This is a genomic window from Streptomyces sp. NBC_01232, from assembly GCF_035989885.1.
Taxonomy (GTDB): Bacteria; Actinomycetota; Actinomycetes; order Streptomycetales; family Streptomycetaceae; genus Streptomyces.
On the sequence record NZ_CP108518.1, the window covers coordinates 2,499,043 to 2,522,295 of the forward strand.

21 protein-coding genes are annotated in these 23,253 nt (G+C 69.4%); 6 read left to right on the forward strand and 15 right to left on the reverse strand.

What is annotated here, in order from left to right; genetic code table 11:
• Positions 1 to 140: 140 nt before the first annotated feature.
• The 4 genes from qcrB to ctaE form a co-directional block, all read right to left on the reverse strand.
• Positions 141 to 1,781 (reverse strand): cytochrome bc1 complex cytochrome b subunit, encoded by a 1,641-nt coding sequence (gene qcrB, locus OG444_RS11755; protein ID WP_327262110.1) that lies wholly within the window; start codon positions 1,779 to 1,781, stop codon positions 141 to 143.
• On the reverse strand, positions 1,778 to 2,836 hold the full coding sequence (gene qcrA, locus OG444_RS11760; RefSeq protein WP_327262111.1) for a cytochrome bc1 complex Rieske iron-sulfur subunit: 1,059 nt from the start codon (positions 2,834 to 2,836) through the stop codon (positions 1,778 to 1,780). The genes qcrB and qcrA overlap by 4 nt, the downstream gene beginning before the upstream one ends.
• Entirely contained in the window at positions 2,833 to 3,642 is an 810-nt protein-coding gene (qcrC, locus tag OG444_RS11765; protein WP_327262112.1) for a cytochrome bc1 complex diheme cytochrome c subunit, read from the reverse strand. The genes qcrA and qcrC overlap by 4 nt, the downstream gene beginning before the upstream one ends.
• A gap of 76 nt (positions 3,643 to 3,718) precedes the next feature.
• Positions 3,719 to 4,339 (reverse strand): aa3-type cytochrome oxidase subunit III, encoded by a 621-nt coding sequence (gene ctaE / locus OG444_RS11770; RefSeq protein WP_030036314.1) that lies wholly within the window; start codon positions 4,337 to 4,339, stop codon positions 3,719 to 3,721.
• A gap of 202 nt (positions 4,340 to 4,541) precedes the next feature.
• Between ctaE and OG444_RS11775 the strand changes: the two genes are divergently transcribed.
• On the forward strand, positions 4,542 to 4,943 hold the full coding sequence (locus OG444_RS11775; RefSeq protein ID WP_327262113.1) for a hypothetical protein: 402 nt from the start codon (positions 4,542 to 4,544) through the stop codon (positions 4,941 to 4,943).
• 108 nt (positions 4,944 to 5,051) lie between these two features.
• Here the strand turns inward: OG444_RS11775 and OG444_RS11780 are convergent, their stop codons facing one another.
• The 4 genes from OG444_RS11780 to ctaC form a co-directional block, all read right to left on the reverse strand.
• Positions 5,052 to 6,299 (reverse strand): L,D-transpeptidase, encoded by a 1,248-nt coding sequence (locus OG444_RS11780; RefSeq protein ID WP_327262114.1) that lies wholly within the window; start codon positions 6,297 to 6,299, stop codon positions 5,052 to 5,054.
• Positions 6,300 to 6,423: 124 nt separating this feature from the next.
• Complete coding sequence (locus OG444_RS11785; protein WP_327262115.1) at positions 6,424 to 6,822, reverse strand: cytochrome c oxidase subunit 4; 399 nt, start codon at positions 6,820 to 6,822, stop codon at positions 6,424 to 6,426.
• Positions 6,819 to 8,549: an aa3-type cytochrome oxidase subunit I gene (ctaD, locus tag OG444_RS11790; protein WP_327262116.1), complete on the reverse strand. Its 1,731-nt coding sequence runs from the start codon at positions 8,547 to 8,549 to the stop codon at positions 6,819 to 6,821. Before ctaD ends, OG444_RS11785 begins: the two co-directional genes overlap by 4 nt.
• Positions 8,546 to 9,517, reverse strand: coding sequence for an aa3-type cytochrome oxidase subunit II (gene ctaC, locus OG444_RS11795; protein ID WP_327262117.1), 972 nt, complete (start codon positions 9,515 to 9,517; stop codon positions 8,546 to 8,548). Before ctaC ends, ctaD begins: the two co-directional genes overlap by 4 nt.
• A 283-nt stretch (positions 9,518 to 9,800) precedes the next feature.
• On the opposite strand from ctaC, the gene OG444_RS11800 reads away from it, so the two are divergent.
• Positions 9,801 to 11,180: a cysteine desulfurase/sulfurtransferase TusA family protein gene (locus OG444_RS11800; RefSeq protein WP_327262118.1), complete on the forward strand. Its 1,380-nt coding sequence runs from the start codon at positions 9,801 to 9,803 to the stop codon at positions 11,178 to 11,180.
• Positions 11,181 to 11,368: 188 nt separating this feature from the next.
• Here the strand turns inward: OG444_RS11800 and OG444_RS11805 are convergent, their stop codons facing one another.
• On the reverse strand, positions 11,369 to 12,343 hold the full coding sequence (locus OG444_RS11805) for a carbohydrate kinase family protein (protein WP_327262119.1): 975 nt from the start codon (positions 12,341 to 12,343) through the stop codon (positions 11,369 to 11,371).
• Between the two features lie 131 nt (positions 12,344 to 12,474).
• Here OG444_RS11805 and OG444_RS11810 point away from each other — a divergent pair, with 131 nt between their 5' ends.
• On the forward strand, positions 12,475 to 12,714 hold the full coding sequence (locus tag OG444_RS11810; RefSeq protein ID WP_327262120.1) for a hypothetical protein: 240 nt from the start codon (positions 12,475 to 12,477) through the stop codon (positions 12,712 to 12,714).
• Positions 12,715 to 12,785: 71 nt separating this feature from the next.
• Entirely contained in the window at positions 12,786 to 14,243 is a 1,458-nt protein-coding gene (locus OG444_RS11815) for a hypothetical protein (RefSeq protein WP_327262121.1), read from the forward strand.
• Positions 14,244 to 14,374: 131 nt separating this feature from the next.
• On the opposite strand, the gene erpA is transcribed toward OG444_RS11815, so the two are convergent.
• Positions 14,375 to 14,731, reverse strand: a complete 357-nt coding sequence (gene erpA, locus OG444_RS11820) for an iron-sulfur cluster insertion protein ErpA (protein WP_030010511.1) — start codon at positions 14,729 to 14,731, stop codon at positions 14,375 to 14,377.
• A gap of 293 nt (positions 14,732 to 15,024) precedes the next feature.
• Here erpA and nadA point away from each other — a divergent pair, with 293 nt between their 5' ends.
• Positions 15,025 to 16,212 carry a quinolinate synthase NadA gene (gene nadA / locus OG444_RS11825; protein ID WP_109778567.1) on the forward strand — a complete coding sequence of 396 codons (1,188 nt, stop codon included), beginning with the start codon at positions 15,025 to 15,027 and terminating at the stop codon, positions 16,210 to 16,212.
• A 72-nt stretch (positions 16,213 to 16,284) separates the two neighbouring features.
• Here nadA and OG444_RS11830 read toward each other — a convergent pair whose 3' ends face one another.
• The 3 genes from OG444_RS11830 to cobS all read right to left on the reverse strand — a co-directional run bounded on the left by OG444_RS11830 (position 16,285) and on the right by cobS (position 21,134).
• Positions 16,285 to 19,416 (reverse strand): efflux RND transporter permease subunit, encoded by a 3,132-nt coding sequence (locus OG444_RS11830; protein WP_327262122.1) that lies wholly within the window; start codon positions 19,414 to 19,416, stop codon positions 16,285 to 16,287.
• A gap of 136 nt (positions 19,417 to 19,552) precedes the next feature.
• Positions 19,553 to 20,278: a response regulator transcription factor gene (locus OG444_RS11835; RefSeq protein WP_327262123.1), complete on the reverse strand. Its 726-nt coding sequence runs from the start codon at positions 20,276 to 20,278 to the stop codon at positions 19,553 to 19,555.
• A gap of 34 nt (positions 20,279 to 20,312) precedes the next feature.
• Complete coding sequence (cobS, locus tag OG444_RS11840) at positions 20,313 to 21,134, reverse strand: adenosylcobinamide-GDP ribazoletransferase (RefSeq protein WP_327262124.1); 822 nt, start codon at positions 21,132 to 21,134, stop codon at positions 20,313 to 20,315.
• A gap of 70 nt (positions 21,135 to 21,204) precedes the next feature.
• Here cobS and OG444_RS11845 point away from each other — a divergent pair, with 70 nt between their 5' ends.
• Complete coding sequence (locus OG444_RS11845) at positions 21,205 to 21,978, forward strand: hypothetical protein (protein WP_327262125.1); 774 nt, start codon at positions 21,205 to 21,207, stop codon at positions 21,976 to 21,978.
• A gap of 139 nt (positions 21,979 to 22,117) precedes the next feature.
• Here the strand turns inward: OG444_RS11845 and pspAA are convergent, their stop codons facing one another.
• Complete coding sequence (pspAA, locus tag OG444_RS11850) at positions 22,118 to 22,396, reverse strand: PspA-associated protein PspAA (protein WP_327262126.1); 279 nt, start codon at positions 22,394 to 22,396, stop codon at positions 22,118 to 22,120.
• Between the two features lie 13 nt (positions 22,397 to 22,409).
• Positions 22,410 to 23,204 (reverse strand): PspA/IM30 family protein, encoded by a 795-nt coding sequence (locus OG444_RS11855; RefSeq protein ID WP_327262127.1) that lies wholly within the window; start codon positions 23,202 to 23,204, stop codon positions 22,410 to 22,412.
• Between the last annotated feature and the right edge of the window lie 49 nt (positions 23,205 to 23,253).

The following is a 23,253-nucleotide window of genomic DNA, read 5'->3' on the forward strand; positions in this document are numbered from 1 at the left end:
GCCGCCCACGTCGAATCGGTCGGGTTCAGCCTATCCAGCCCCGGTTACGGCAAAGAGCCCCGTCCAGACACTGGACGGGGCTCTCGCCGTGGCGACACCAGGACTGACCGAAATCAGTCCCTCATGCGTTCATGCGGGGATCAGTGGTGGCCGTGGCCGGACTGGATCTCCTTGTATTCCTCCACCGTGGGCTTCGGAATCTGGTTGTTCTCGCCGTAGAAGCCCTTGCTGAGCTTCGCGCGCAGCTTCTCGGTGGCCTTCACCTTGCGCTCGACACCGTTCTCGTCGACCGTCGGGCCGATCTCGATCGGCTTGTACTGCTCGTGCGTGGTGAGAGTGTGCAGCTTGCCCTGCGACAGCGGCTCGTGGACCTCGACGAACTCACCGTGCGGCAGACGCTTGATGATGCCGGTCTCGCGACCGTGCAGCACCTTGTCGTGGTCCCGGCGCTGGAGGCCGAGGCAGATCCGCTTGGTGACGATGAAGGCGAGGACCGGGACGACGAAGAAGCCGATCCGGACGAACCAGGTGATCGAGTTGATCGAGAGGTGGAAGTACTGCGCAAACATGTCGTTTCCACCGCCGATCAGGAGCACGATGTACTCCGCGATCCAGGCGACACCGAAGGCGGTGCGGGTCGGGACGTTGCGCGGGCGGTCCAGGATGTGGTGCTCGCGCTTGTCCCCGGTGACCCAGGACTCGATGAAGGGCCAGACGGCGATCGCGCCCAGGACCAGCGGGAAGAGCAGCAGCGGGATGAACACGCCCAGGACGAGCGTGTGGCCCCACAGGTTGATCTCCCAGCCGGGCATGGCCCGGATCAGGCCTTCCGGCATACCCATGTACCAGTCGGGCTGCGCACCGGTGGACACGTGGTCCGGGCGGTACGGGCCGAGCGCCCAGATCGGGTTGATCGTGGCGATGGCCGCGACGGCCGAGATGACACCGAAGACCAGGAAGAAGAAGCCTCCGGCCTTGGCCATGTAGACCGGCAGCAGCGGCATGCCGACGACGTTGTTGTTCGTCTTGCCGGGGCCCGCGAACTGGGTGTGCTTGTGGTAGAAGACCAGGATCAGGTGGGCCACGAGCAGGCCCATCATGATGCCGGGCAGCAGCAGGATGTGCACCGAGTAGAACCGTGCGACGAAGTCGCCGCCCGGGAACTCCCCGCCGAACAGGAACATCGACAGGTACGTGCCGACGACCGGGACGGACAGGATGGCGCCCTGCATGAATCGGACACCGGTACCCGACAGCAGGTCGTCCGGCAGCGAGTAACCGGTGAAGCCGGTGAACATGCCGAGGACCAGCAGCAGGAAGCCGAAGATCCAGTTGACCTCACGGGGCTTGCGGAACGCGCCGGTGAAGAAGACGCGCATCATGTGCACGATCATCGCCGCGACGAAGATCAGCGCCGCCCAGTGGTGGATCTGGCGGATCAGCAGGCCACCGCGGACGTCGAAGCTGATGTCCAGCGTCGAGGCGAAGGCCTCGGACATCATGACGCCCTGCATCGGCACGTACGAGCCGTGGTACACGACCTCGTTCATGCTCGGGTGGAAGAACAGCGTCAGGTACACACCCGTGAGGATGATGATGATGAAGCTGTAGAGGCAGATCTCACCCAGCATGAAGGACCAGTGGTCCGGGAAGATCTTGCGCATGTTGGCCTTGGCGAGGCCGTAGATGCCCAGGCGGCCGTCCGCCCAGTCGGCTACTCGCTCGCCGGCGGGCGCCTTGCGCGCCTTGCCGGCCGGTGACTTGGTAGAGGCAGTGCTCATCCGCGCTCCCAGAATGCAGGACCGACGGGCTCTTCGAAGTCGCCGAGCGCTTCGAGGAAGCCTTCGTCATTCACACCGATCCGCAGCTGCGGAAGCGCGTGACCGGCCGGGCCGAAGATGACACGGGCGCCGTCGGAAAGGTCGAAGGTGGACTGGTGGCACGGGCAGAGCACGTGGTGCGTCTGCTGCTCGTACAGGCTGATCGGGCAGCCGACGTGGGTGCAGATCTTGGAGTAGGCCACGATCCCGTCGTGGGACCACTCCAGTTCCTTCTTGTCCTTGATGTCGTCCGGCTGAATGCGGACGATCATCAGGGCGGCCTTGGCGATCTGGACCTGGAAGTCGTGCTGCTCCTCCTCCAGGCCTTCCGGCCTGGCGAAGGTCAGCGACCCGACGAGCACGTCCTCGGGACGCAGCGGCTCGTTCGTGTTGTCGTTGATGAGCAGCTTGCCCTTGGCCCACAGGGTCTTGCGCAGCTTCTGCTCGGGCAGCGGGCCCAGGTCGCGCAGCAGCATGACACCGGCGAGCGGCACCATGGCCATCGCACCGAGCAGCGTGTTGCGGATCAGGGGACGCCGGCCGATGCCGGACTCGTTGGCGCCGTCGGCGAAGTCCTGCAGGACCTGCGCCTTGACCTCCGGCGGAGCGGCGATCTCGTGGCGCTCGGCGGCGACCTCGACGTCGGACATCAGGGTGCGGGCCCAGTGGACCGCGCCCGCGCCGATGCAGAAGAGGGCCACGCCCAGGGTCATGCCCAGGGAGAAGTTGAGCGCGCTGATCTTCCCGATGGGGAAGATGTAGACGATCTTGTCGACCGGGAAGATCACGTAGGACGCGATGAAGCCGATCGTCGCCAGCATCGACAGCGTGAAGAGCATCGCGACGGTGCGCTCGGAGCGCTTCGCCGCCCGCTCGTCGATGTCCTGGATGCGGGGCTTGTGGACCGGCAGGCCCGGGTCGGCGAACGGGTCGTCCGCGACCGCGACGCCACCGTGGTGGGCGTCTCCCTGCTCGGTCGGCAGGTGCTTCTCTTCGGGAATCTCTTGGTTACTCATGACTTCTTGGCCTTAGCGGTGTGGGCCGCGACCCAGACGGCGACAGCGATCAGCGCACCCAGGGCGAAGATCCAGCCGAACAGACCCTCGGAGACGGGGCCGAGGCCACCGAGCTTCAGGCCACCGGGGCTGGTCGACTTCTCGCCGTTGACGTTCTCGAGGTACGCGATGATGTCCTTCTTCTGCTTCTCCGGCATGGTGCTGTCGGGGAAGGAGGGCATGTTCTGCGGGCCGGTCTGCATGGCCTCGTAGATGTGCTTCGGCGAGACGTCCTCAAGGTTGGGGGCGTACTTGCCGTTCGTCAGCGCGCCGCCTTCGCCGGTGAAGTTGTGGCACTGCGCGCAGTTGTTGCGGAACAGCTCACCACCGTTGGCGATGTCGGCACCCGCCGGGTCGTACTGCTTCTCGGTCGGCGTGATCGGACCGGCGCCGAGCGACGCGATGTACGCGGCCAGCTGGTCGATCTGCGCCTGGTCGTAGATGACGGGCTTCTTCGGCACCTGGGCGCCGGGCTGCTGGGCGGGCATGCGGCCCGTGCTCACCTGGAAGTCGACGGCCGCGGAGCCGACGCCGACCAGGCTCGGGCCGTCAGAGGAACCCTGACCGCCGGTTCCGTGGCAGCTTGCGCAACCCACGGCGTAGAGCTTCTTGCCCTCCTCGATGGCGAGGGACTGGGCGGTTTCATCGGCCTGCGCCTTGCCCGCGGGGGCGAAGGCGGCGTACAGCCCCCCAGTGGCCGCCAGCGCGAGGAGTAGAACGACGACCGCCGCCAGCGGATGGCGTCGTCGTGCGGAGAGCTTTTTCACGGATTACCCCGGTGTCAGGATCTTCTGCGTCGGTGTGTCTGGATGGAGTGCCGGGTCTTGCCCGGTGACGTGTTCGCTACTTGATCAGGTAGATCGTCGCGAAGAGGCCGATCCAGACGACGTCGACGAAGTGCCAGTAGTAGGACACGACGATGGCCGACGTGGCCTGTTCGTGGGTGAACCTCTTGGCCGCGTACGTCCGGCCGAGGACCAGCAGGAAGGCGATGAGACCGCCCGTCACGTGCAGACCGTGGAAACCGGTGGTCAGGTAGAAGACCGAGCCGTACGGACCGGACGAGAGGCTCATGCCCTCGTGCTTGACCAGCTCGGTGTACTCGAACACCTGGCCGCCAATGAAGATCGCACCCATGACGAACGTGATGATGAACCACGTCCGGAGCTTCTTCACGTCACCGCGCTCGGCTGCGAATACGCCGAGCTGGCAGGTGAGCGAGGAAAGCACCAGGATCGTCGTGTTCGTCGCCGAGAAGGGCAGATTCAAGGCCGAGGCCTGCTCTGTCCAGTACTCGGGTCCTGTCACGGATCGCAGGGTGAAGTACATCGCGAAGAGGGCCGCGAAGAACATCAGCTCGGAACTCAACCAGATGATGGTTCCGACGCTGACGAGGTTCGGCCGGTTGACCGTCGGGTGCGCGTGCCCGGTATCTACTGTCGTTGCTGTCGCCACGACCGACATTATGTCGGTCGCTTATCCCGCCCTCACCCCGGGGGGTGCCGTTCGGAGTGTCAGGGGCGTGTGCAAGGCCCGAACGGCCCATCAGATGACCTCTGCGGGATGCCCCGTGCTTCCCTCGGCGAACCGATGTTGGCCGTCCACCGGGAGGAGTAGCATCCCGCGCAACATCAACGTGATTCACGGGCACACGTGGAGGAACGAAATGCGGGCGACTGCGCGGGTTCTGGTCTACAGCGACGACGCGGGCACCCGGGAGCAGGTGCGGCTGGCGGCAGGACGCAGGCCGGCGGCGGATCTGCCGCCGGTGGAGTTCCTGGAGTGCGCGACGCTTCCGGCGGTCCTCTCGGAGCTGGACGCGGGCGGCATCGACGTGTGCGTGCTGGACGGCGAGGCGGTTCCGGCCGGGGGCATGGGGGTGTGCCGGCAGATCAAGGACGAGATCTTCCGGTGTCCGCCGGTGCTGCTGCTGATGGGGCGCCCCCAGGACGCCTGGCTGGCCACGTGGAGCCGCGCCGACGCCGCGGTCACCCTTCCGGTCGACCCGGTGGAGTTCGCGGAGGCCCTGGCGGGCCTCCTGAGGACCCGTCTGTCCCTGGACGCCTAATACGTCCCGCCGGGCCGCATGCGCCCCGCGTACGGCCGTACGAGTGATTGAGCCGGTGTTTCTCCCCCCGGACGGGGTCCGGGGGGGAGGAGACGGCCTCCGGAGCACCTAGACGGTGGGGCGCAGGCGGGCCTGGTCGACGGCGCTCCGGCCTTCCTGGGTGCCCTTGAGGAGGGCGCTGCCCTGGCGCCAGTCCTTCCAGTCCATGTTCCAGTCGCCGAAGCCGTTGCCGAAGATGTCCATGTCGTCGCCGATGCTGTTGATCACCTGGACGATGTCGCCCTCGGTGATGTTCTCGTAGAACCAGGCGGCGTTGCCGGTGCTCATGCCCGTGCAGCCGTGGCTGACGTTCGCGTAGCCCTGGGAGCCGACGGACCACGGCGCGGCGTGGACGTATTCACCACTCCAGGTGACGCGAGTGGCGTAGTAGACGGGCAGGTTGTAGTACTCGCTGCCGCCGATGCCGACGGTGTCGCCGCGCATCTGTACGAAGTACTGCTTGCCCAGCACCACCTTGATGCCGTTGCGGGTGGAGAAGCCGGGCTTTCCGGTGGTCACCGGAATGGTGTTGATCACTTCTCCGTTGCGCTTGAACGTCAGGTAGTGCGAGGAGGCGTCGGTGGTGACCTCGACCCGGTCCCCGATCTCCAGCTTCAGCGGCTTGGCCGCGGCCCCGTGGAGCTCGTCGGTGATCCTGACGCCCTCCAGGTTGCTCCGTACGGAGACGGCGGAGTTGGCGGGCCAGTAGTCCTTGGGCCGGTAGTGGAGGGTCTTGTCGTCCACCCAGTGCCAGGCGCCCTCGACTCCGGGCGGGGCGTCGACCAGGAGGCCCCGTTCCACGACCGCGCGGGCGGCCTTGTCCTTGACGGGCTCGTTGAGTTCGGCGGTGATGGGCTGCCCGACGCCGTACTTGCCCTCGTCCGGGCCGAATTCCACCTTGAGGATCCCCTTGGACGGGGTGGTGTCGAAGGTGAGCGTGCGCTGCCCGGGCGCGCCCCGCTCGTCCTCGGTGCTCACGGTGACCGTGTAGCGGACGCCTGCGGCCATCGGGACCGTGCTGTGCCAGCGGTCCCCCTTGGCGCTGAGTTCGCCCGCGAGGCGACGGCCGTGGGTGTCCACGGCCAGCACGTCGGTGATCCGGCCGCCGCTGTTCTTGGCGGTGATCTCGAGGGGCCGGTCGGGGTCCACGGGGCGCCTGCCGGCGCTCTGGTTGAAGGCGACCTGCTCGCCCGCGTCGTACGGGCGGGCTGACAGCGGGTTCTTGTCGCCGGACCCGCATGCGGTGGCGCCGGCCCCGAGGGACGCGACCAGCAGGGAGCAGCTGAGTACCGTCCAAAGACGCGGTGAGTGCTTCATGGAGCCAACGCTATGAAGATATGACAATTACGGCGCGCGGGATGACTGCAAACGAGGGGCCCGGGCTCCTCCCAAAGAGGTGCCCGGGCCCCAAGTGCCGCGCGGCGAGGCCGCGAGGGTGCTGCTACTGGTTCTGGTTCTCACCGCGGTAGTACTCGTACACCCAGCCCCACAGACCGATGAGGATCAGCGGAGTGGAGAAGTACATGAGCCACCAGCCGAAGATGACGCCCATGAAGGCGAAGGCGCCACCGATCGCCAGCGAGAGCGGCTGCCAGCTGTGCGGGGAGAAGAACCCCAGCTCGCCCGCCTCGTCGGCGACGTCGGCCTCCAGGTTGTCCTGGGCCATCTCGTCGACACGCTTGGCCGTGAAGGCCAGGTAGTAGCCGATCATGACGCTCAGGCCGAAGGCCAGGAAGAGCGCGGTGGTGCCGACGGGCTCCTTCGACCACACGCCGTACACGACGGCCATGATCAGGATGAAGAAGGAGAGCCAGAGGAACATCTTGCCCTGGATCTTCACTTGCCGGCCTCCTTGCCACCAGTGACGGCCTTGGCGGCGACGCTGTGGTCCTCGAGGTGGTCGAGGGCCGCGATCTCAGGGTGGTGCAGGTCGAACGCCGGGGATTCGGAACGGATCCTCGGCAGGGTGAGGAAGTTGTGCCGCGGCGGCGGGCAGGACGTCGCCCACTCCAGCGAGCGGCCGTAACCCCACGGGTCGTCGACCTCGATCTTCTCGCCGTACTTGGCCGTCTTCCAGACGTTGTACATGAACGGCAGCATCGACAGGCCGAGCACGAACGAGCTGATCGTCGAGATCGTGTTCAGCGCGGTGAAGCCGTCGGCGGCGAGGTAGTCCGCGTAACGACGCGGCATGCCCTCGGCACCGAGCCAGTGCTGCACCAGGAAGGTGCCGTGGAAGCCGATGAACAGCGTCCAGAACGTCATCTTGCCGAGGCGCTCGTCCAGCATCTTGCCCGTGAACTTCGGCCACCAGAAGTGGAAGCCGGCGAACATCGCGAACACCACGGTGCCGAAGACGACGTAGTGGAAGTGCGCGACGACGAAGTACGAGTCGGAGACGTGGAAGTCCATCGGGGGCGAAGCCAGGATGACGCCGGTCAGACCACCGAAGGTGAAGGTGACCAGGAAGCCGATCGTCCAGAGCATCGGGGTCTCGAAGGACAGCGAGCCCTTCCACATGGTGCCGATCCAGTTGAAGAACTTCACACCGGTCGGTACCGCGATCAGGAAGGTCATGAAGGAGAAGAACGGCAACAGCACACCACCGGTGACGTACATGTGGTGGGCCCACACGGTCACCGAGAGGCCGGCGATCGCGATCGTCGCGGCGATCAGGCCGATGTAGCCGAACATCGGCTTGCGGCTGAAGACCGGGATGATCTCGGAGACGATGCCGAAGAACGGCAGGGCGATGATGTACACCTCTGGGTGCCCGAAGAACCAGAAGAGGTGTTGCCACAGCAATGCGCCACCGTTGGCGGCATCGAACACATGCGAACCGAACTTGCGGTCCGCCTCCAGCGCGAAGAGCGCGGCGGCCAGCACCGGGAAGGCGAGCAGGACCAGAACACCGGTCAGCAGCACGTTCCAGGTGAAGATCGGCATGCGGAACATCGTCATGCCGGGTGCGCGCATGCAGATGATCGTGGTGATGAAGTTGACCGAGCCGAGGATGGTGCCGAAGCCGGAGAAGGCCAGACCCATGATCCACATGTCGGCGCCGATGCCCGGCGAACGGACCGCGTCCGACAGCGGGGAGTAGGCGAACCAGCCGAAGTCGGCGGCGCCGTTCGGCGTCACGAAGCCGGCCACCGCGATGGTCGAGCCGAAGAGGTACAGCCAGTACGCGAACATGTTCAGCCGCGGGAACGCCACGTCGGGCGCGCCGATCTGCAGCGGCATGATCCAGTTGGCGAAGCCCGCGAAGAGCGGGGTGGCGAACATCAGCAGCATGATCGTGCCATGCATGGTGAACGCCTGGTTGAACTGCTCGTTCGACATGATCTGCGTGCCCGGACGGGCCAGCTCGGCGCGCATGAAGAGCGCCAGCAGGCCGCCGATGATGAAGAACACGAACGACGTGACCAGGTACATCGTGCCGATGGTCTTGTGGTCGGTCGTGGTCATCCACTTCACGACCACATTGCCCGGCTGCTTGCGCCGTACCGGCAGCTCGTTCTCGTACGAGTCGGCGGCGGCACCCTGGGATTCGTTGAGGATGCTCACAGTTTGTTCACTTCCGCATTCCGGGCCGGGTCGGTCTGCTTGATGCCGGCCGGGAGGTAGCCGGTCTGACCCTTCTCCGCGAGGTCCTTCAGGTACGCCCGGTACTCCTCGGGGGAGACCACCTTGACGTTGAAGAGCATCCGGGAGTGGTCAACGCCGCAGAGTTCGGCGCACTTGCCCATGAAGGTGCCGTTTTGGGACGGGGTGACCTCGAAGACGTTGGTGTGGCCCGGGATGACGTCCTGCTTGAAGAGGAACGGGACCACCCAGAAGGAGTGGATCACGTCGTTCGACGACAGGATGAAACGGACCTTCTCGCCCTTGGGGAGAACCAGGGTCGGACCCGGGTTGCCCGTCTGCGGGTTCCGGTCGCCGGGGACGCCCTTCTGGTAGACGCCCTCGGCGCCCGCCGGGAAGTCCTTGGTGAAGCGGTCCGGGATGGAGGCCAGCTCCTTGGGAACCGCACCCGCCTTCGGGGTCGCCGGGTCGCCGTCGACGTCCTCGATGTAGTTGAAGCCCCAGCTCCACTGGAAGCCGATCACGTTGATCGTGTGCGTCGGCTTCGAGAGGGCGAGCAGCTTCGACTCGTCACGAGCGGTGAAGTAGAAGAGCACCGAGACGATGATGAGCGGGACCACGGTGTACAGCGCCTCGATGGGCATGTTGTACCGGGTCTGCGCGGGGACCTCGATCTTCGTCCGGCTGCGCCGGTGGAAGATGACGCTCCAGATGATCAGGCCCCATACGAGGATGCCCGTGACGAGCGCGGCCGCCCAGGATCCCTGCCACAGGGAGAGGATGCGCGGCGCCTCCTCGGTTACCGGAGTCGGCATTCCGAGGCGGGGGAAGTCTTTCCATGTATACGAGCAACCAGTGGCGGTCGCCAGGACCACGCCCGCAGTCAGCGCCTGCAGCAGCTTCCGCCGCATCGGGCGCCGCGGCGAGCGGTCGGAGCCGTAGGGACTCACGTAGCGCCTTCCCGAGAGTCTCGGCCCGCGCGGCCGGCCGCGGCCGTGTTCGGGTCGGTCGCCGGCCCTGACGCAGGCAGGGGTTTGGATGTTTATGCGGACCAAACCCTACTGGACGCTATTTGGGGTCGCGCGGGGAGGGTGCCCAACGCGCCGCTACTGCCCCCGAAGGGATGGATCCGCCGTCCGGGGGACGGCGCGAATGGCCCTGAATGGCGGGCTCCGGAGCACATCTGACGCCCCCTGACCTCGAACGCCGCGGGGCCCGGGTTAGCGTGACCGGATGCCGTACTTCGACAGCGCGTCCGCCGCTCCCCTGCACCCCGTGGCCCGGCAGGCGTTGCAGGCTTCCCTGGACGAGGGCTGGGCCGATCCGGCCCGGCTGTACCGGGAGGGCAGGCGGGCCCGGCTGTTGCTGGACGCGGCGCGGGAGGCCGCCGCGGAGGCGGTGGGATGCCGCGGCGACGAGCTCGTGTTCACTCCTTCGGGGACGCACGCGGTTCACACCGGGGTGGCGGGGGTCCTCGCGGGGCGCCGGCGCGTCGGAAACCATCTGGTCGTATCGGCGGTCGAACACAGTTCTGTATTGCACGCGGCCGAGGTGCACGAGGCACACTGCGGAACCTCGACGCAGGTCCCGGTCGACCGGTGGGGCGCGGTGACGCCCGCCGGGTACGCGGACGCGCTGGCCACCGGGACCGCCCTGGCCTGCCTCCAGTCGGCCAACCACGAGGTGGGCACGGTCCAGCCGGTCGCGGAGGTGGCCGAGGTCTGCGCGGCGGCCGGGGTGCCGCTGCTGGTGGACGCGGCCCAGTCGCTGGGCTGGGGCCCGGTGGAGGGCGCCTGGTCCGTCCTGGCCGCGAGCGCGCACAAATGGGGCGGCCCGCCCGGGGTCGGACTGCTGGCGGTCCGCAAGGGCGTGCGCTTCTCCCCCCAAGGCCCGGCGGACGAAAGGGAGTCGGGGCGCTCCCCCGGCTTCGTCAACCTGCCCGCGATCGTGGCGGCGGCGGCGTCCCTGCGGGCCGTACGGGCCGAGGCGGACGCGGAGGCGGCCCGGCTGCGGGTCCTGGTGGACCGTATCCGGCGGCGGGTGGTGCGGCTGGTCCCGGACGTGGAGGTGGTGGGCGATCCGGAGCGGCGGCTGCCGCACCTGGTCACCTTCTCCTGCCTGTACGTCGACGGGGAGACGCTGCTGCACGAGCTGGACCGGGCCGGCTTCTCGGTCTCCTCGGGCTCCTCGTGCACGAGCTCCACGCTGACCCCCAGTCACGTGCTGCGGGCGATGGGCGTGCTGTCGGAGGGGAACGTACGGGTGTCCCTGCCACCGGGGACCCCGGCGGAGGAGGTCAACGCGTTCCTGGAGGTGCTGCCGCGCGCGGTGGCCGGCGTACGGGAACGGCTCGGCGTGTCCGAACCCCCGGCGGTGGCTCCGGTGGCGGACTCCCTGGAACTCGACGCGCTGGGGCTGCGCTGCCCGCAGCCGGTGATCGAACTGGCCCGGGCGATCGTGACCGTCCCGGTGGGCGGCACCGTCACGGTCGTTTCCGACGACGAGGTGGCCCGGCTGGACATCCCGGCGTGGTGCGCGATGCGGGGGCACGCGTATGTGGGCGAAGCCCCGCGCGAGGCCGGCACCGCCTACACGGTCCGCCGCGCGATCTGATCCCTCCGGCAAATCCGGCCTCGCCGGCGTTTGAGGCGCGGGTCCGGGCGGAGCCCGGTGCCCGGCGGAGCCGGGTTTCCCGGGGCGCCGCCCCGGACCCTGCTCCTCAAACGCCGGAGGGCTGGGATTGCCCGGCCGAGGCCCGGTGGCGGCGGGGGCGGGCCCCCGCCGCCAGGGCGAAGCGGTGGCTACGCCAGGTGGGCGCGGACCTCGGACGCCGCGTCCTCGCCGTAGGCCTTGGTGAAGCGCTCCATGAAGTGGGCGCGGGCCAGGGTGTACTCCTGGGTGCCCAGCGTCTCGATGACCAGGGTCGCGAGCATGCAGCCCAGCTGCGCCGAGCGCTCCAGGCCGACGCCCCAGCCCAGACCGGTCAGGAACCCGGCGCGGAACGCGTCGCCGACGCCCGTCGGGTCGACCTTGGCGGTCTCCTCGGGGCAGCCGACGACGATCGGGGCCTCGCCGACTCGCTCGATCTTGACGCCGTTGGAGCCCAGCGTGGTGACGCGGGTGCCGACCTTGGCCAGGATCTCCTCGTCGGTCCAGCCGGACTTCGACTCGATGAGGCCCTTCTCGTACTCGTTCGAGAAGAGGAAGGTCGCGCCCTCCATCAGGGTGCGGATGTTCTCGCCGTCCATGCGGGCGATCTGCTGCGAGAAGTCGGCGGCGAAGGGGATCCCGCGCGTGCGGCACTCCTCCGTGTGGCGCAGCATCGCCTCCGGGTCGTCCGCGCCGATCAGGACGAGGTCGAGCCCGCCGACCCGGTCGGCGACGGACTTCAGCTCGATCAGCCGGGCTTCGCTCATCGCGCCGGTGTAGAAGGAGCCGATCTGGTTGTGGTCGGCGTCCGTGGTGCACACGAAGCGCGCGGTGTGCAGCACCTCGGAGATCCGGACGGACTCGGTGTCGACTCCGTGCCGGTCGAGCCAGGCGCGGTACTCGTCGAAGTCGGAGCCGGCGGCTCCGACGAGGATCGGGCGGGTGCCGAGCTGCCCCATGCCGAAGCAGATGTTCGGGCCGACCCCTCCCCGACGTACGTCGAGGTTGTCGACGAGGAAGGAGAGGGAGACCGTGTGCAGCTGGTCGGCGACCAGCTGGTCGGCGAAACGGCCGGGGAAGGTCATGAGGTGGTCGGTGGCGATGGAGCCGGTGACTGCGATGCGCACGGCGAGGACGCTCCTGCTGAGGACGGCAAGGGACAGTCAAAACTACCCGGTCGGCGGCCCCAGGCCGAACCCCAGAAACTACCCCTTAGTAGGTCTTTCTTCGCGTGAGCTCCGATGCCTACGGTGCCTCCATGACCTATACCGACGGTTTCGGCTACTCCGAGTACACCGCCGACAGGCGCGCCGTGGAAGCCCCCCGGCAGCCCGGCTTCGCCCGTCTGCTGGGTGACTGCGCGCGGATGGCCCCGCACTGGGCCGTCCCGGCGGGTCCCCGGCCGGTCCGCGTGGCCCCTTCGCAGATCCACGGGATCAGCGTTCCGCCCGCCTCGGCGCGGCTGATCGCGGCCACGTCCGTGTACGGGGACCAGTAGGAGGGAACCGGTTTCGCTCCTGCTCCGTCACACCCGCATCAGGTACGACGGACCGGAGAAGGAGCGATGCGGTGACCAGCGAACAACCCGACACATCACGCGGCACACGGCGGCGGCCCGCCTGGGCCGTCGGCTCGATCGCAGCTGCCGTCCTGCTCGCGGGCGGCGGCACCGCGTACTGGGCCTCGACCGCGCACGGCGACGGCGGGTCGGGCCACCGTACGGGCGACAGCGCGGCCTCCGCGCCCCGTGAGGCGGGAGACCCCTCGGGGCCGGGCATCGCGCCCGGGGAGCCCGACCCGTCCGGCGGCGGGGTGGTCTACCGGGCCGATGTGAAGCTTCCGGAGGCTCCGGCCACCGCGCCGGCCTTCGCGCTGTCCGGTGAGGTCACCTCGGCGGAGGTGGCCCGGCTCGCGGCGGCTCTCGGCCTGCCGGGCGAGCCGCGCCTGAGCGGGGACGTCTGGCAGGCCGGGGAGGCCGCCGACGGCTCGGGGCCCCGGCTCACGGTGAGCCGTACGGCGCCGGGGACGTGGAACTTCGCCCGGTTCCAGGCGCCGGGCAGCGGCACCGGGAGCGGCGGGGACGACTGCGTGCGCGGCAAGGACACCTGCGGCCCGGCCACCCTCCCGCGGGACGCGAGCGGGGCCGAGGCGGGCGGTGGGGCGCCTGCGGGCAAGCCGGTGTCCGAGGATGCCGCCAGGGCGGCGGCGGCGCCCGTGCTGGCCGCCGCGGGGATCGAGGGGGCCAAGCCGGACGCCAGGCTCACGCAGGGTTCGGTCCGGGTGGTCTCGGCCGACCCGGCGGTCGGCGGGCTGCCCACGCAGGGCTGGTCGACGAAGGTGAGCATCGGCGGCGACGGCTCGGTCGTGGGGGGCAACGGGGAGCTGAAGCAGCCCGTACGGGCTGCGGAGCAGCCGGTGGTCGGGGCCGTGGAGGCATTGGCCAGGCTGAACGCGAAGTCGGGCGGGCGGGAGGGGAACCCGGAGCCCAGCGGCTGCGCGAGCGCGGTCCCGCTGGCCGGGGACAACGCGGTGGCGGCGGGCACGGACACGGTGCCCTGCAACCCGGAGCCGCGGCCCATGAAGCCCCCGCGGACCGAGACGGTGAAGGGTGCGGTGCTCGGGCTGACTCCCGGCACGGTGAATGGGGCGCAGGGGCTGGTTCCGGCCTGGCTCTTCGAGGTGGCGGGCCGGGACGGCGGGTCCGGCCACACGGTGGCCCAGCCGGCCGCGGCCGAGCAGAGCACTCCCGGCCCGAAGGACGGTCGTACCGTGCCCGGGTTCTCCTACGCGGAGGCGGACCGGAAGCTGACCGTGAACTTCTGGGGCAGCCCCTGCAGCACCTACGCCGTGGAGGCGCGGGAGCAGGCGGAATCGGTCATGGTGAAGATCACTGACACCCCGAAGAAGCCGGGTCAGGCCTGCATCATGGTGGCCGAGGAGATGTCCTCGACGGTGACGCTGCAGCAGCCGCTGGGCGACCGGAAGGTGCTCGACGCCACGACGGGCAAGCCGATCCCCCGGCAGTAGCCAGCGGGCGCCCCGGCGCCCTGGCACCTCTTGGGTCATGCGCGAGGGCCCGCCTCCCGGTCGGATTCGACCGGAGGCGGGCCCTCGCGTCATGCCGTGCTGTGCGTCGTCCGGACCGAGCCGGTGCGGGCTTAGCTGAACGAGTCGCCGCAGGCGCAGGAGCCCGTGGCGTTGGGGTTGTCGATCGTGAAGCCCTGCTTCTCGATGGTGTCGACGAAGTCGATCGAGGCACCGTGGAGGTACGGGGAGCTCATCCGGTCCGTGACGACCTTCACACCGTCGAAGTCCTTCACGACGTCGCCGTCGAGGGAGCGCTCGTCGAAGAAGAGCTGGTAGCGCAGGCCGGAGCAGCCACCGGGCTGGACGGCGACGCGGAGCGCCAGGTCATCGCGGCCTTCCTGCTCCAGCAGGGTCCTGACCTTCTCGGCGGCGGCGTCGGACAGGAGGATGCCGTCGCTCACAGTGGTCTTGTCGTCCTGTACGGACATCTGCATTCACTCCCGAAGTGGGCGGCTCCCCGCCGGGGGCGGGGAAACGTCGGACTCTTGCCGTCGGTGGCAACGAGCGGGACCGCGGATTCATTCCGGGACCCGACGCTTGTTTCAGATATTCCATGCTCGCACACCGCGCGCGGGGGTGGGCCCGATGAATCGTGGGCTGATGCGTCACATTGACACTATCGGCATCGTCAAACTGACGTGAAGCGGTTATGATAGATAACGTCAAGTAGACGAGAAGTCGAAGCGATGATCCAGAAGTCCCTAGTCGCAGAACAGAAAGGGTGCGTGTCGTGACCACCGCCCAGCCTTTGGACGTCCAGCCGACGCCCCTTGCCCTGCTGCTGCTCGGCCGTGAGGCCGACCCCAAGAGCGAGCGCGGGGTGGAGTGCCCCGGCGACCTGCCCTCGCCGTCGGACCCGAACCTCGTGGAGCGTGCCCGCGCGGCCAAGGAGAAGCTCGGGGACAAGGTCTTCATCCTGGGCCACCACTACCAGCGTGACGAGGTCATCGAGTTCGCGGACGTCACCGGCGACTCCTTCAAGCTGGCCAAGGACGCGGCCGCCAAGCCGGAGGCCGAGTACATCGTCTTCTGCGGCGTGCACTTCATGGCCGAGTCCGCGGACATCCTGACCTCGGACGACCAGAAGGTGGTCCTGCCGGACCTGGCCGCCGGCTGCTCGATGGCCGACATGGCCACCGCCGAGCAGGTCGCGGAGTGCTGGGACGTACTGACCGAGGCCGGCATCGCCGACGCCACGGTGCCCGTCTCGTACATGAACTCCTCCGCCGACATCAAGGCCTTCACCGGCAAGCACGGCGGCACGATCTGTACGTCGTCCAACGCGAAGAAGGCCCTGGAGTGGGCGTTCGAGCAGGGCGAGAAGATCCTCTTCCTCCCGGACCAGCACCTGGGCCGCAACACCGCCGTCCGCGACATGGGCATGTCCCTGGACGACTGCGTGCTCTACAACCCGCACAAGCCGAACGGCGGCCTGACCGTCGAGCAGCTGCGGAACGCCAAGATGATCCTGTGGCGCGGGCACTGCTCGGTGCACGGCCGGTTCTCGGTCGACTCGGTCAACGACGTCCGCGCCCGGATCCCCGGCGTGAACGTCCTCGTCCACCCCGAGTGCAAGCACGAGGTCGTGGCGGCCGCGGACTACGTCGGTTCGACGGAGTACATCATCAAGGCGCTGGAGGCGGCCCCGGCCGGCTCCAAGTGGGCGATCGGCACCGAGCTGAACCTCGTCCGCCGACTGGCGAACCGTTTCGCCGCGGAGGACAAGGAGGTCGTCTTCCTCGACAAGACGGTCTGCTTCTGCTCGACGATGAACCGCATCGACCTCCCGCACCTGGTGTGGACGCTGGAGTCGCTGGCCGAGGGCAACCTCGTCAACCAGATCCAGGTCGACAAGGAGACGGAGAGCTTCGCGAAGCTCGCGCTGGAGCGGATGCTGGCGCTCCCGTAGCCGCCGCCCCCGGTACGCGCGAAGGGCCGCCCCTCGATACGAGGGGCGGCCCTTCGGCCTTGGTGCGAGGGGTCAGACCGTGGCCGGGGACTCCTCGTCCTCCGCCGCCGAGGGAGCCGGGACCACCGTCAGGCGGGCCGTCTTCTTCGCACGGCGGCGCTCCTTGCGGAGCTCCACCATCGTGTAGAGGGTCGGCACCAGCAGCAGCGTCAGCAGGGTCGAGCTGACCAGGCCGCCGATCACCACGACCGCGAGCGGCTGCGAGATGAAGCCGCCCTCGCCGGTGACGCCCAGCGCCATCGGGAGCAGCGCGAAGATCGTCGCCAGGGCCGTCATCAGGATCGGGCGCAGCCGGTGCCGGCCGCCCTCGATGACCGCCTCGACGACGCCCAGGCCCTGGGCGCGGTACTGGTTGACCAGGTCGATCAGGACGATCGCGTTGGTCACCACGATGCCGATGAGCATCAGCATGCCGATCATCGCCGGGACACCCATCGGGGTGCCGGTGATCAGCAGCAGGCCGAGTGCGCCGGTCGCCGCGAACGGGATCGAGACCAGCAGGATCAGCGGCTGGATCAGCGAGCGGAAGGTCGAGACCAGCAGCATGAACACGATCGCGATGGCCGCGAGCATGGCCAGGCCGAGCGAGCCGAAGGCCTCGTCCTGGTCCTCGGAGACGCCGCCGATGGAGGCCGAGGCGCCGTCCGGCAGGTCCAGGGCCTTGAGCTTGGTCTGGAGCTCGGCGCTGACCGCGCCGGTGTTGTCGCCGAGCGGCCGTGCGGTGACGGTGGCGGCGCGGGCGCCGTCGATCCGGGTCATCGCGACCGGGCCGGGGACCTCCTTGACCTCGGCGATGTCACCGAGCCTGACCGGGCCGACCGGGAGCGCCTGCAGTTCGGCCAGGGTGGTGGCCGGCTGCGCGGACTTGATGACGATGTCCCGCTCGGTGTCGTCGAGGACGGCCTTGCCCGCCGGGTTGCCCCGGACGGCCTGCGCGACGATGACGCCGAGCGTGGCCTGGTCGAGGCCCGCGTCCGCCGCCTTGGCGGTGGCGGTCACGGAGATGCGGGGCACGGACTGGGACAGGTCGCTCTGCACGTCGGCGACGTTCTCGAGCTTCGCCACCTCCGCGCGGACCTGCTCGGCGGCCTCGCCGAGGACCTTGGCGTCACCGGCCTTGACGACCACGCTGAGGTTCTGGCTGCCGAAGCCGTCGCCGGCCACGATGCGGGTCTCGCCGATGCCGTCGAGCGCGGCCAGCTTCTCCTCGATCCGCTTCTTGACGGCGTCGCCCTCGCCCGCGTCCTTCAGGGAGACCTGGTACGAGGCCTGGTTGGAGCCCGTACCGCCGCCGAAGGCCGCGAGGAAGCCGGAGGAGCCGACGGTGACCTGGTAGCTCTTGACGCCCTCGACCGAGGACAGCACCTTCTCGACCTTGCGGCTCGCCTCGTCGGAGGCGGCCAGCGAGGTGCCCGGGGCGAGCTCCTGCTTGACCGTCAGGACTTCCTGCTCGCCGGCGTCGAAGAAGTTGGTCTTCAGCATCGGAGTCATGCCGAGGGTGCCGATGAGGACGACCACGGCGATGGCCACGCTGGTCAGCCGGCGCCGGGTGGCGAAGCCGAGCACGCGCACGTAGATGAGCTGGAGGCGGCTGCGCGCCTCCTTCTCCTCGGCCTCGCGGCGGGCCTTCGCGGCGCTCTCGGCGTTCCCGGGCTCAACGCCCTTGGGCGCGCTGAGGAACCAGTACGAGAGCACCGGCACGACCGTCAGGGAGACGAGCAGCGAGGCCAGCAGCGCCGCGGTGACGGTGAGCGAGAACGAGCCGAAGAGCTCGCCGATCATGCCGCCGGTGAGACCGATCGGCAGGAAGACGGCGACGGTGGTGAGCGTGGACGCGGTGACCGCGCCGGCGACCTCCTTGACCGCGGCGATGATCGCGGCCTCGCGCTCCTCGCCGTAGCCGAGGTGGCGCTTGATGTTCTCCAGGACCACGATCGAGTCGTCGACGACACGGCCGATGGCGATGGTGAGGGCGCCCAGGGTCAGCATGTTGAGCGACAGGTCGCGGGTCCACAGCACGATGAGCGCGAGGACGACGGACAGCGGGATGGAGACCGCGGTGACCAGCGTCGAGCGCAGCGAGGCCAGGAAGACCAGGATCACGATCACCGCGAAGAGCAGGCCCAGCAGGCCCTCGGTGGTGAGGCTGGAAATGGACTTGGCGACGGCCGGGCCCTGATCGCTGACGACGGTCAGGTCGGCGCCGGCGCCGAGCGTGGAGCGCAGCTCGGGGAGCTTGTCCTTGACCGCGTCGGAGATGGCGACGGCGCTGCCGTCCTTGTCCATGGTGAGGACGAGGGCGAGGCTCGGCTTTCCGTTCGTCCGGGTGAGGGAGACGGCCTTGGCCGGCTCCTGCTTCACGGCGGCGACGTCGCCGAGGCGGACGGCCGGCTTGCCTGCACCGGGGCTCAGGCGCAGCTCCTCCAGCTGGGAGAGGGAGGTGAAGCCGGAGCCCACGCGCACGGTGCGGTTCTTGCCCGCCTCGTCGAAGGAGCCGGCGGGGACGGCCGCGCCGCCCGCCTGGAGGCCCTTGGCGAGGGCGCCGCCGTCGAGGCCGGCGGCCGCGAGCTTGGCGTTGTCGGGGGTGATGGTGACCTGGAGGTCCTGGACGCCGTCGACGGTGACCTGGCCGACGCCCTCGATGTCCGACAGGACGGGGACGACGGAACGTTCCAGCTGGTCGGCCAGCGCCTGCTGGTCCTTGTCGGAGGTGACGGCGAGGATGACCGTCGGGATGTCGTCGGTGGAACCGGCCACCACCTGCGGGTCCACCTCGGCGGGCAGCCGGACGCGGGCCCGGTTGACGGCCTGCTGGACGTCGGCGACGAGCTGCTTGGTGCCGCTGTCGCCGTAGTCGAAGGTGGCCATGATGAGGGCGTTGCCCTCGCTGGCGGTGGAGGTGATGCCGGTGATGCCGTCGACGCCCTTGAGCATGGCCTCGATCGGTTCGACGACCTGCTTCTCCACCACGTCGGGCGAGGCGCCCTGGTACGGCGCGAGCACGGACACCATCGGCAGTTCGATGGAGGGCAGCAGCTGCTGCTTGAGCTGCGGGATGGCTATGGCGCCGAAGAGGAGCGCGACGATCGACACGAGGCCGACCAGAGCCCTTTGGGCAAGGCTGAAGCGGGACAGCCAGGACATGGGTATGGGATCTCTCTGCAGTGACGAACGCGAGGGCAGTCCCACCCTGTCCCATCGCCGTGGCGCATTTCGTCGCTCGCAGGTGCCGTCCTTATGTGCGGCATACCGCGTCCGCAGTACGCGTACTGCTCCGTCGCTACTCCGCCCGCGGTCGGACAAGTCCCGATTCGTAGGCGATGACCACCAATTGCGCACGGTCGCGGGCGCCGAGCTTGGCCATGGCCCGGTTCACATGGGTCTTGACGGTCAGCGGGCTGACCTCCAGCCGTCCCGCGATCCCGTCGTTGGACAGCCCCGCCGCCACGTGTACGAGGACCTCGCGCTCCCGGACGGTCAGCGCGGCGAGCCGCTGCGCGTGCGCCCCGGCCGAGGCCCCGGCTGCGGGGTCGGCGCCGCCGCCCTGGGCGAGGAAGGTGGCGATGAGGCCTTTGGTGGCGGCCGGGGAGAGCAGCGCCTCGCCGGCCGCGGCGACGCGGATGGCGTTGAGCAGTTCGTCGGGCTCGGCGCCCTTGCCGAGGAAGCCGGAGGCGCCGGCCCGAAGGGCCGAGACCACGTACTCGTCGACCTCGAAGGTGGTCAGCATGACCACGCGCACGGCGGCGAGTTCCGGGTCCGCGCTGATCATGCGGGTGGCGGCGAGTCCGTCGGTACCGGGCATCCGGATGTCCATCAGGACGACGTCGGGCCGTGTCCGGCGGGCGAGTTCGACGGCCTGCGCCCCGTCGGAGGCCTCCCCGACGACTTCCATGTCGGGTTCGGAGTCCACGAGCACCTTGAAGGCGCTGCGCAGGAGCGCCTGGTCGTCGGCGAGCAGCACCCTGACGGGCGCGGCGGAGGGCTGGTCCGTCGCAGTGTGATCCACGGTGCGAGGGTACGCGGGCCCGTGGGCCGCGCGCTCAGCCCAGGGCGAGGACGATCAGGGCGGTGGTCGCCGCGATCTCGGCCAGGGCGCCGAAGACATCGCCGGTGACCCCGTCGAAGCGGCGTACGCAGCGGCGCAGCAGCAGTTCCGCGGCGAGCAGGGCGGCCAGGACCGCCGCCGCGCTCCGGCCTGCGGCGGGCAGGCCCATCGGGAGGGCGGCGGCCGCGGCGGCCACGACCACCAGCGCGGTGACCGCGGCGGCGACGCGGCGCGGGACCACCCCGGCGACCGCGGCGCCGAGGCCTTCGGGCCGGGCGGCGGGGACGCCGTCGCGGGAGGCCAGGGTCATGGCGAGGCGGGCCGTCACAGCGGCGACGACGGCGGCGAGGGCGCCGCGGATCCAGCTGTCGGCGTAGATCTCGGACAGGGCGGCCACCTGCACCAGCAGTACGAGCACCAGGGTCACGACGCCGAAGGGGCCGATGTCGGACTGCTTCATGATGCGCAGCGCCTCGCCGGCGGGTTTGGCGCTGCCGAGGCCGTCCGCGGTGTCGGCGAGCCCGTCCAGGTGCAGTCCCCGGGTCAGCGCCGCCGGTACGGCGACGGTGAGGGCCGCGGCGAGCAGCGGGCCCGCACCGAGCAGCAGCAGGAGCACTCCGGGGACGGCCGCGAGCAGGCCCACGGCGAGCCCGGCGAGCGGGGCGCAGGCCATTCCGGTGCGGGCGGCGGGGCGGTCCCAGCGGGTGATGCGGGCGGGCAGCACGGTGAGGGTGCCGAACGCGAAGCGGACGCCGTCGGGGAACGAGGCGCGTTCTGGGGGCGGCGTCTGGGGCGGGCTGTCGAACGAATCTGTCATCGGCGGGAACGGTACCCGCTCGGCGCGGACGGTAAATTACCCATTACGTTCCAAATAGGGAGTCAGTGGGATGGGTCACTGGTGGTATCGGAACATCGTCGAACCGGGGAAGCTGCCCCTCCTGCTCGCCCTGCTCGCCTTCGTGATGTCCTTCCTGGTCACCCGCGTGATCACCAGGATGATCCGGGCCGGCCGGGGCCCCTTCAAGAACGTCACGCCGGGCGGTCTGCACATCCACCACGTGGTGCCGGGCGTGATCCTCGTGATCATCGGCGGGTTCGGCGCGGTCGGCAGCGGCCGGTACGGCTTCGGCGCGTGGGCCTCGGCCGTGATCTTCGGCCTCGGCGCGGGCCTGGTCCTGGACGAGTTCGCGCTGATCCTGCACCTCGACGACGTCTACTGGAGCGAGCAGGGCCGCAAGAGCGTGGAGCTCGTGGTCGTCACGGCCGCCGTCGTGGCCCTGGTCATCGGCGGGTTCGTGCCCTTCGGGGTGAACGACCTGTCCAGCGAGGAGCGCCAGAGCCGCGGCCTGGTCGTCATGAACGGGGCCACCAACTTCTTCCTGGCCCTGATCGCCCTGTGGAAGGGCAAGGCGCGCACCGCGCTCTTCGGCCTCGTCGTCCCCCTGGTGGCGCTGGTCGGCGCGATCCGGCTGGCCCGGCCCGGATCCCCGTACGCGAAGAAGTTCTACGCGAACCGTCCGCGCGCCCGGGCCAGGACCGAGCTGCGCGCCTTCCACCACGACCGGCGCTGGGCGAGCCCGCGGCGCAGGTTCGAGAACTTCATCGGCGGGACCCCCGACCCCGAGCACCCCGTGTCCCTGGAGAAACCTCCCCCGCACTGAGACACCAAGGCACGGCACGACAGCACGGAAACGACGGCGGGCCCTCCCCGGGAAGGGGAGGGCCCGCCGTCGTGTCGGTGCCGGAAGGGCCGCAGAAAAGGCGCGGGCGCCGGCGCAGAGGGTCGGGATCAGGCCGAATTCAGCCCGGGATCAGGCCGTCGTCGCTGAGCATCTCCCGGACCTCGTCGAGCGTCGCGTCGGGTGCCGGCAGGATCAGCTCGGACGGCTCCAGCGCGTCGTCGGGCAGCGGCTCGCCGAGCCGCCGCACGGCTTCGAGCAGTGCTCCCAGCGTGCGCCGGAAGCCCGCCTCGTCGCTGCCCTCGATCTCCGCGAGCAGTTCGTCGTCCAGCTTGTTGAGCTCGGTGAAGTGGCTGTCCGCCAGCTCCACCTGGCCTTCCCCCATGATGCGGACAATCATGACGGGCCCCGTCCTACTGCTTGTCGAACCGGTGCGGCGTCTGCGACTGCTGGCCGTTGCCCTGGGCGCCGCCCTCGATGGCCTGCTGCTGGGCGGACGAGCCACCCGCCAGCTCGGCCTTCATCCGCTGGAGCTCCAGCTCCACGTCCGTACCGCCCGAGAGGCGGTCCAGCTCGGCCTGGATGTCGTCCTTGGAGCCCAGCCCGCTCTGGTCGTCGAGCGCGCCGGAGGCCAGCAGCTCGTCGATCGCACCGGCGCGGGCCTGCAGCTGGGCGGTCTTGTCCTCGGCCCGCTGGATGGCCAGGCCGACGTCGCTCATCTCCTCGGAGATGCCGGAGAAGGACTCCGCGATCCGGGTCTGCGCCTGGGCCGCCGTGTAGGTGGCCTTGATGGTCTCCTTCTTCGTGCGGAAGGCGTCCACCTTGGCCTGCAGCCGCTGGGCGGCGAGCGTCAGCTTCTCCTCCTCGCCCTGCAGGGTCTGGTGCTGCACCTCCAGGTCGCTGACCTGCTGCTGGAGCGAGGCGCGGCGGGACAGGGCCTCACGGGCCAGGTCCTCGCGGCCGAGGGCGAGGGCCTTGCGCCCCTGGTCCTCCAGCTTGGCGGACTGCCCCTGGAGCTGGTTCAGCTGCAGCTCCAGGCGCTTGCGGGAGGTCGCGACGTCGGCGACTCCGCGGCGCACCTTCTGCAGCAGCTCCAGCTGCTTCTGGTACGAGTAGTCGAGGGTTTCGCGCGGGTCCTCGGCCCGGTCAAGGGCCTTGTTCGCCTTCGCGCGGAAGATCATCCCCATACGCTTCATGACACCGCTCATGGGCTTCGCGCGCCCCCTTCTAGACGGACTGTGCTCCAGGTCACCGACA

Excerpts from the sequence above, each read along its gene's own strand:
- qcrB (WP_327262110.1), bottom strand. The coding sequence starts at position 1,781 with ATGAGCACTGCCTCTACCAAGTCACCGGCCGGCAAGGCGCGCAAGGCG.
- OG444_RS11845 (WP_327262125.1), top strand. The coding sequence starts at position 21,205 with ATGGGTCACTGGTGGTATCGGAACATCGTCGAACCGGGGAAGCTGCCC.
- OG444_RS11810 (WP_327262120.1), top strand. The coding sequence starts at position 12,475 with ATGACCTATACCGACGGTTTCGGCTACTCCGAGTACACCGCCGACAGG.
- OG444_RS11780 (WP_327262114.1), bottom strand. The coding sequence starts at position 6,299 with ATGAAGCACTCACCGCGTCTTTGGACGGTACTCAGCTGCTCCCTGCTG.
- erpA (WP_030010511.1), bottom strand. The coding sequence starts at position 14,731 with ATGTCCGTACAGGACGACAAGACCACTGTGAGCGACGGCATCCTCCTG.
- OG444_RS11775 (WP_327262113.1), top strand. The coding sequence starts at position 4,542 with ATGCGGGCGACTGCGCGGGTTCTGGTCTACAGCGACGACGCGGGCACC.
- pspAA (WP_327262126.1), bottom strand. The coding sequence starts at position 22,396 with ATGATTGTCCGCATCATGGGGGAAGGCCAGGTGGAGCTGGCGGACAGC.
- OG444_RS11855 (WP_327262127.1), bottom strand. The coding sequence starts at position 23,204 with ATGAGCGGTGTCATGAAGCGTATGGGGATGATCTTCCGCGCGAAGGCG.
- OG444_RS11800 (WP_327262118.1), top strand. The coding sequence starts at position 9,801 with ATGCCGTACTTCGACAGCGCGTCCGCCGCTCCCCTGCACCCCGTGGCC.
- OG444_RS11830 (WP_327262122.1), bottom strand. The coding sequence starts at position 19,416 with ATGTCCTGGCTGTCCCGCTTCAGCCTTGCCCAAAGGGCTCTGGTCGGC.
- ctaE (WP_030036314.1), bottom strand. The coding sequence starts at position 4,339 with ATGTCGGTCGTGGCGACAGCAACGACAGTAGATACCGGGCACGCGCAC.
- cobS (WP_327262124.1), bottom strand. The coding sequence starts at position 21,134 with ATGACAGATTCGTTCGACAGCCCGCCCCAGACGCCGCCCCCAGAACGC.
- qcrA (WP_327262111.1), bottom strand. The coding sequence starts at position 2,836 with ATGAGTAACCAAGAGATTCCCGAAGAGAAGCACCTGCCGACCGAGCAG.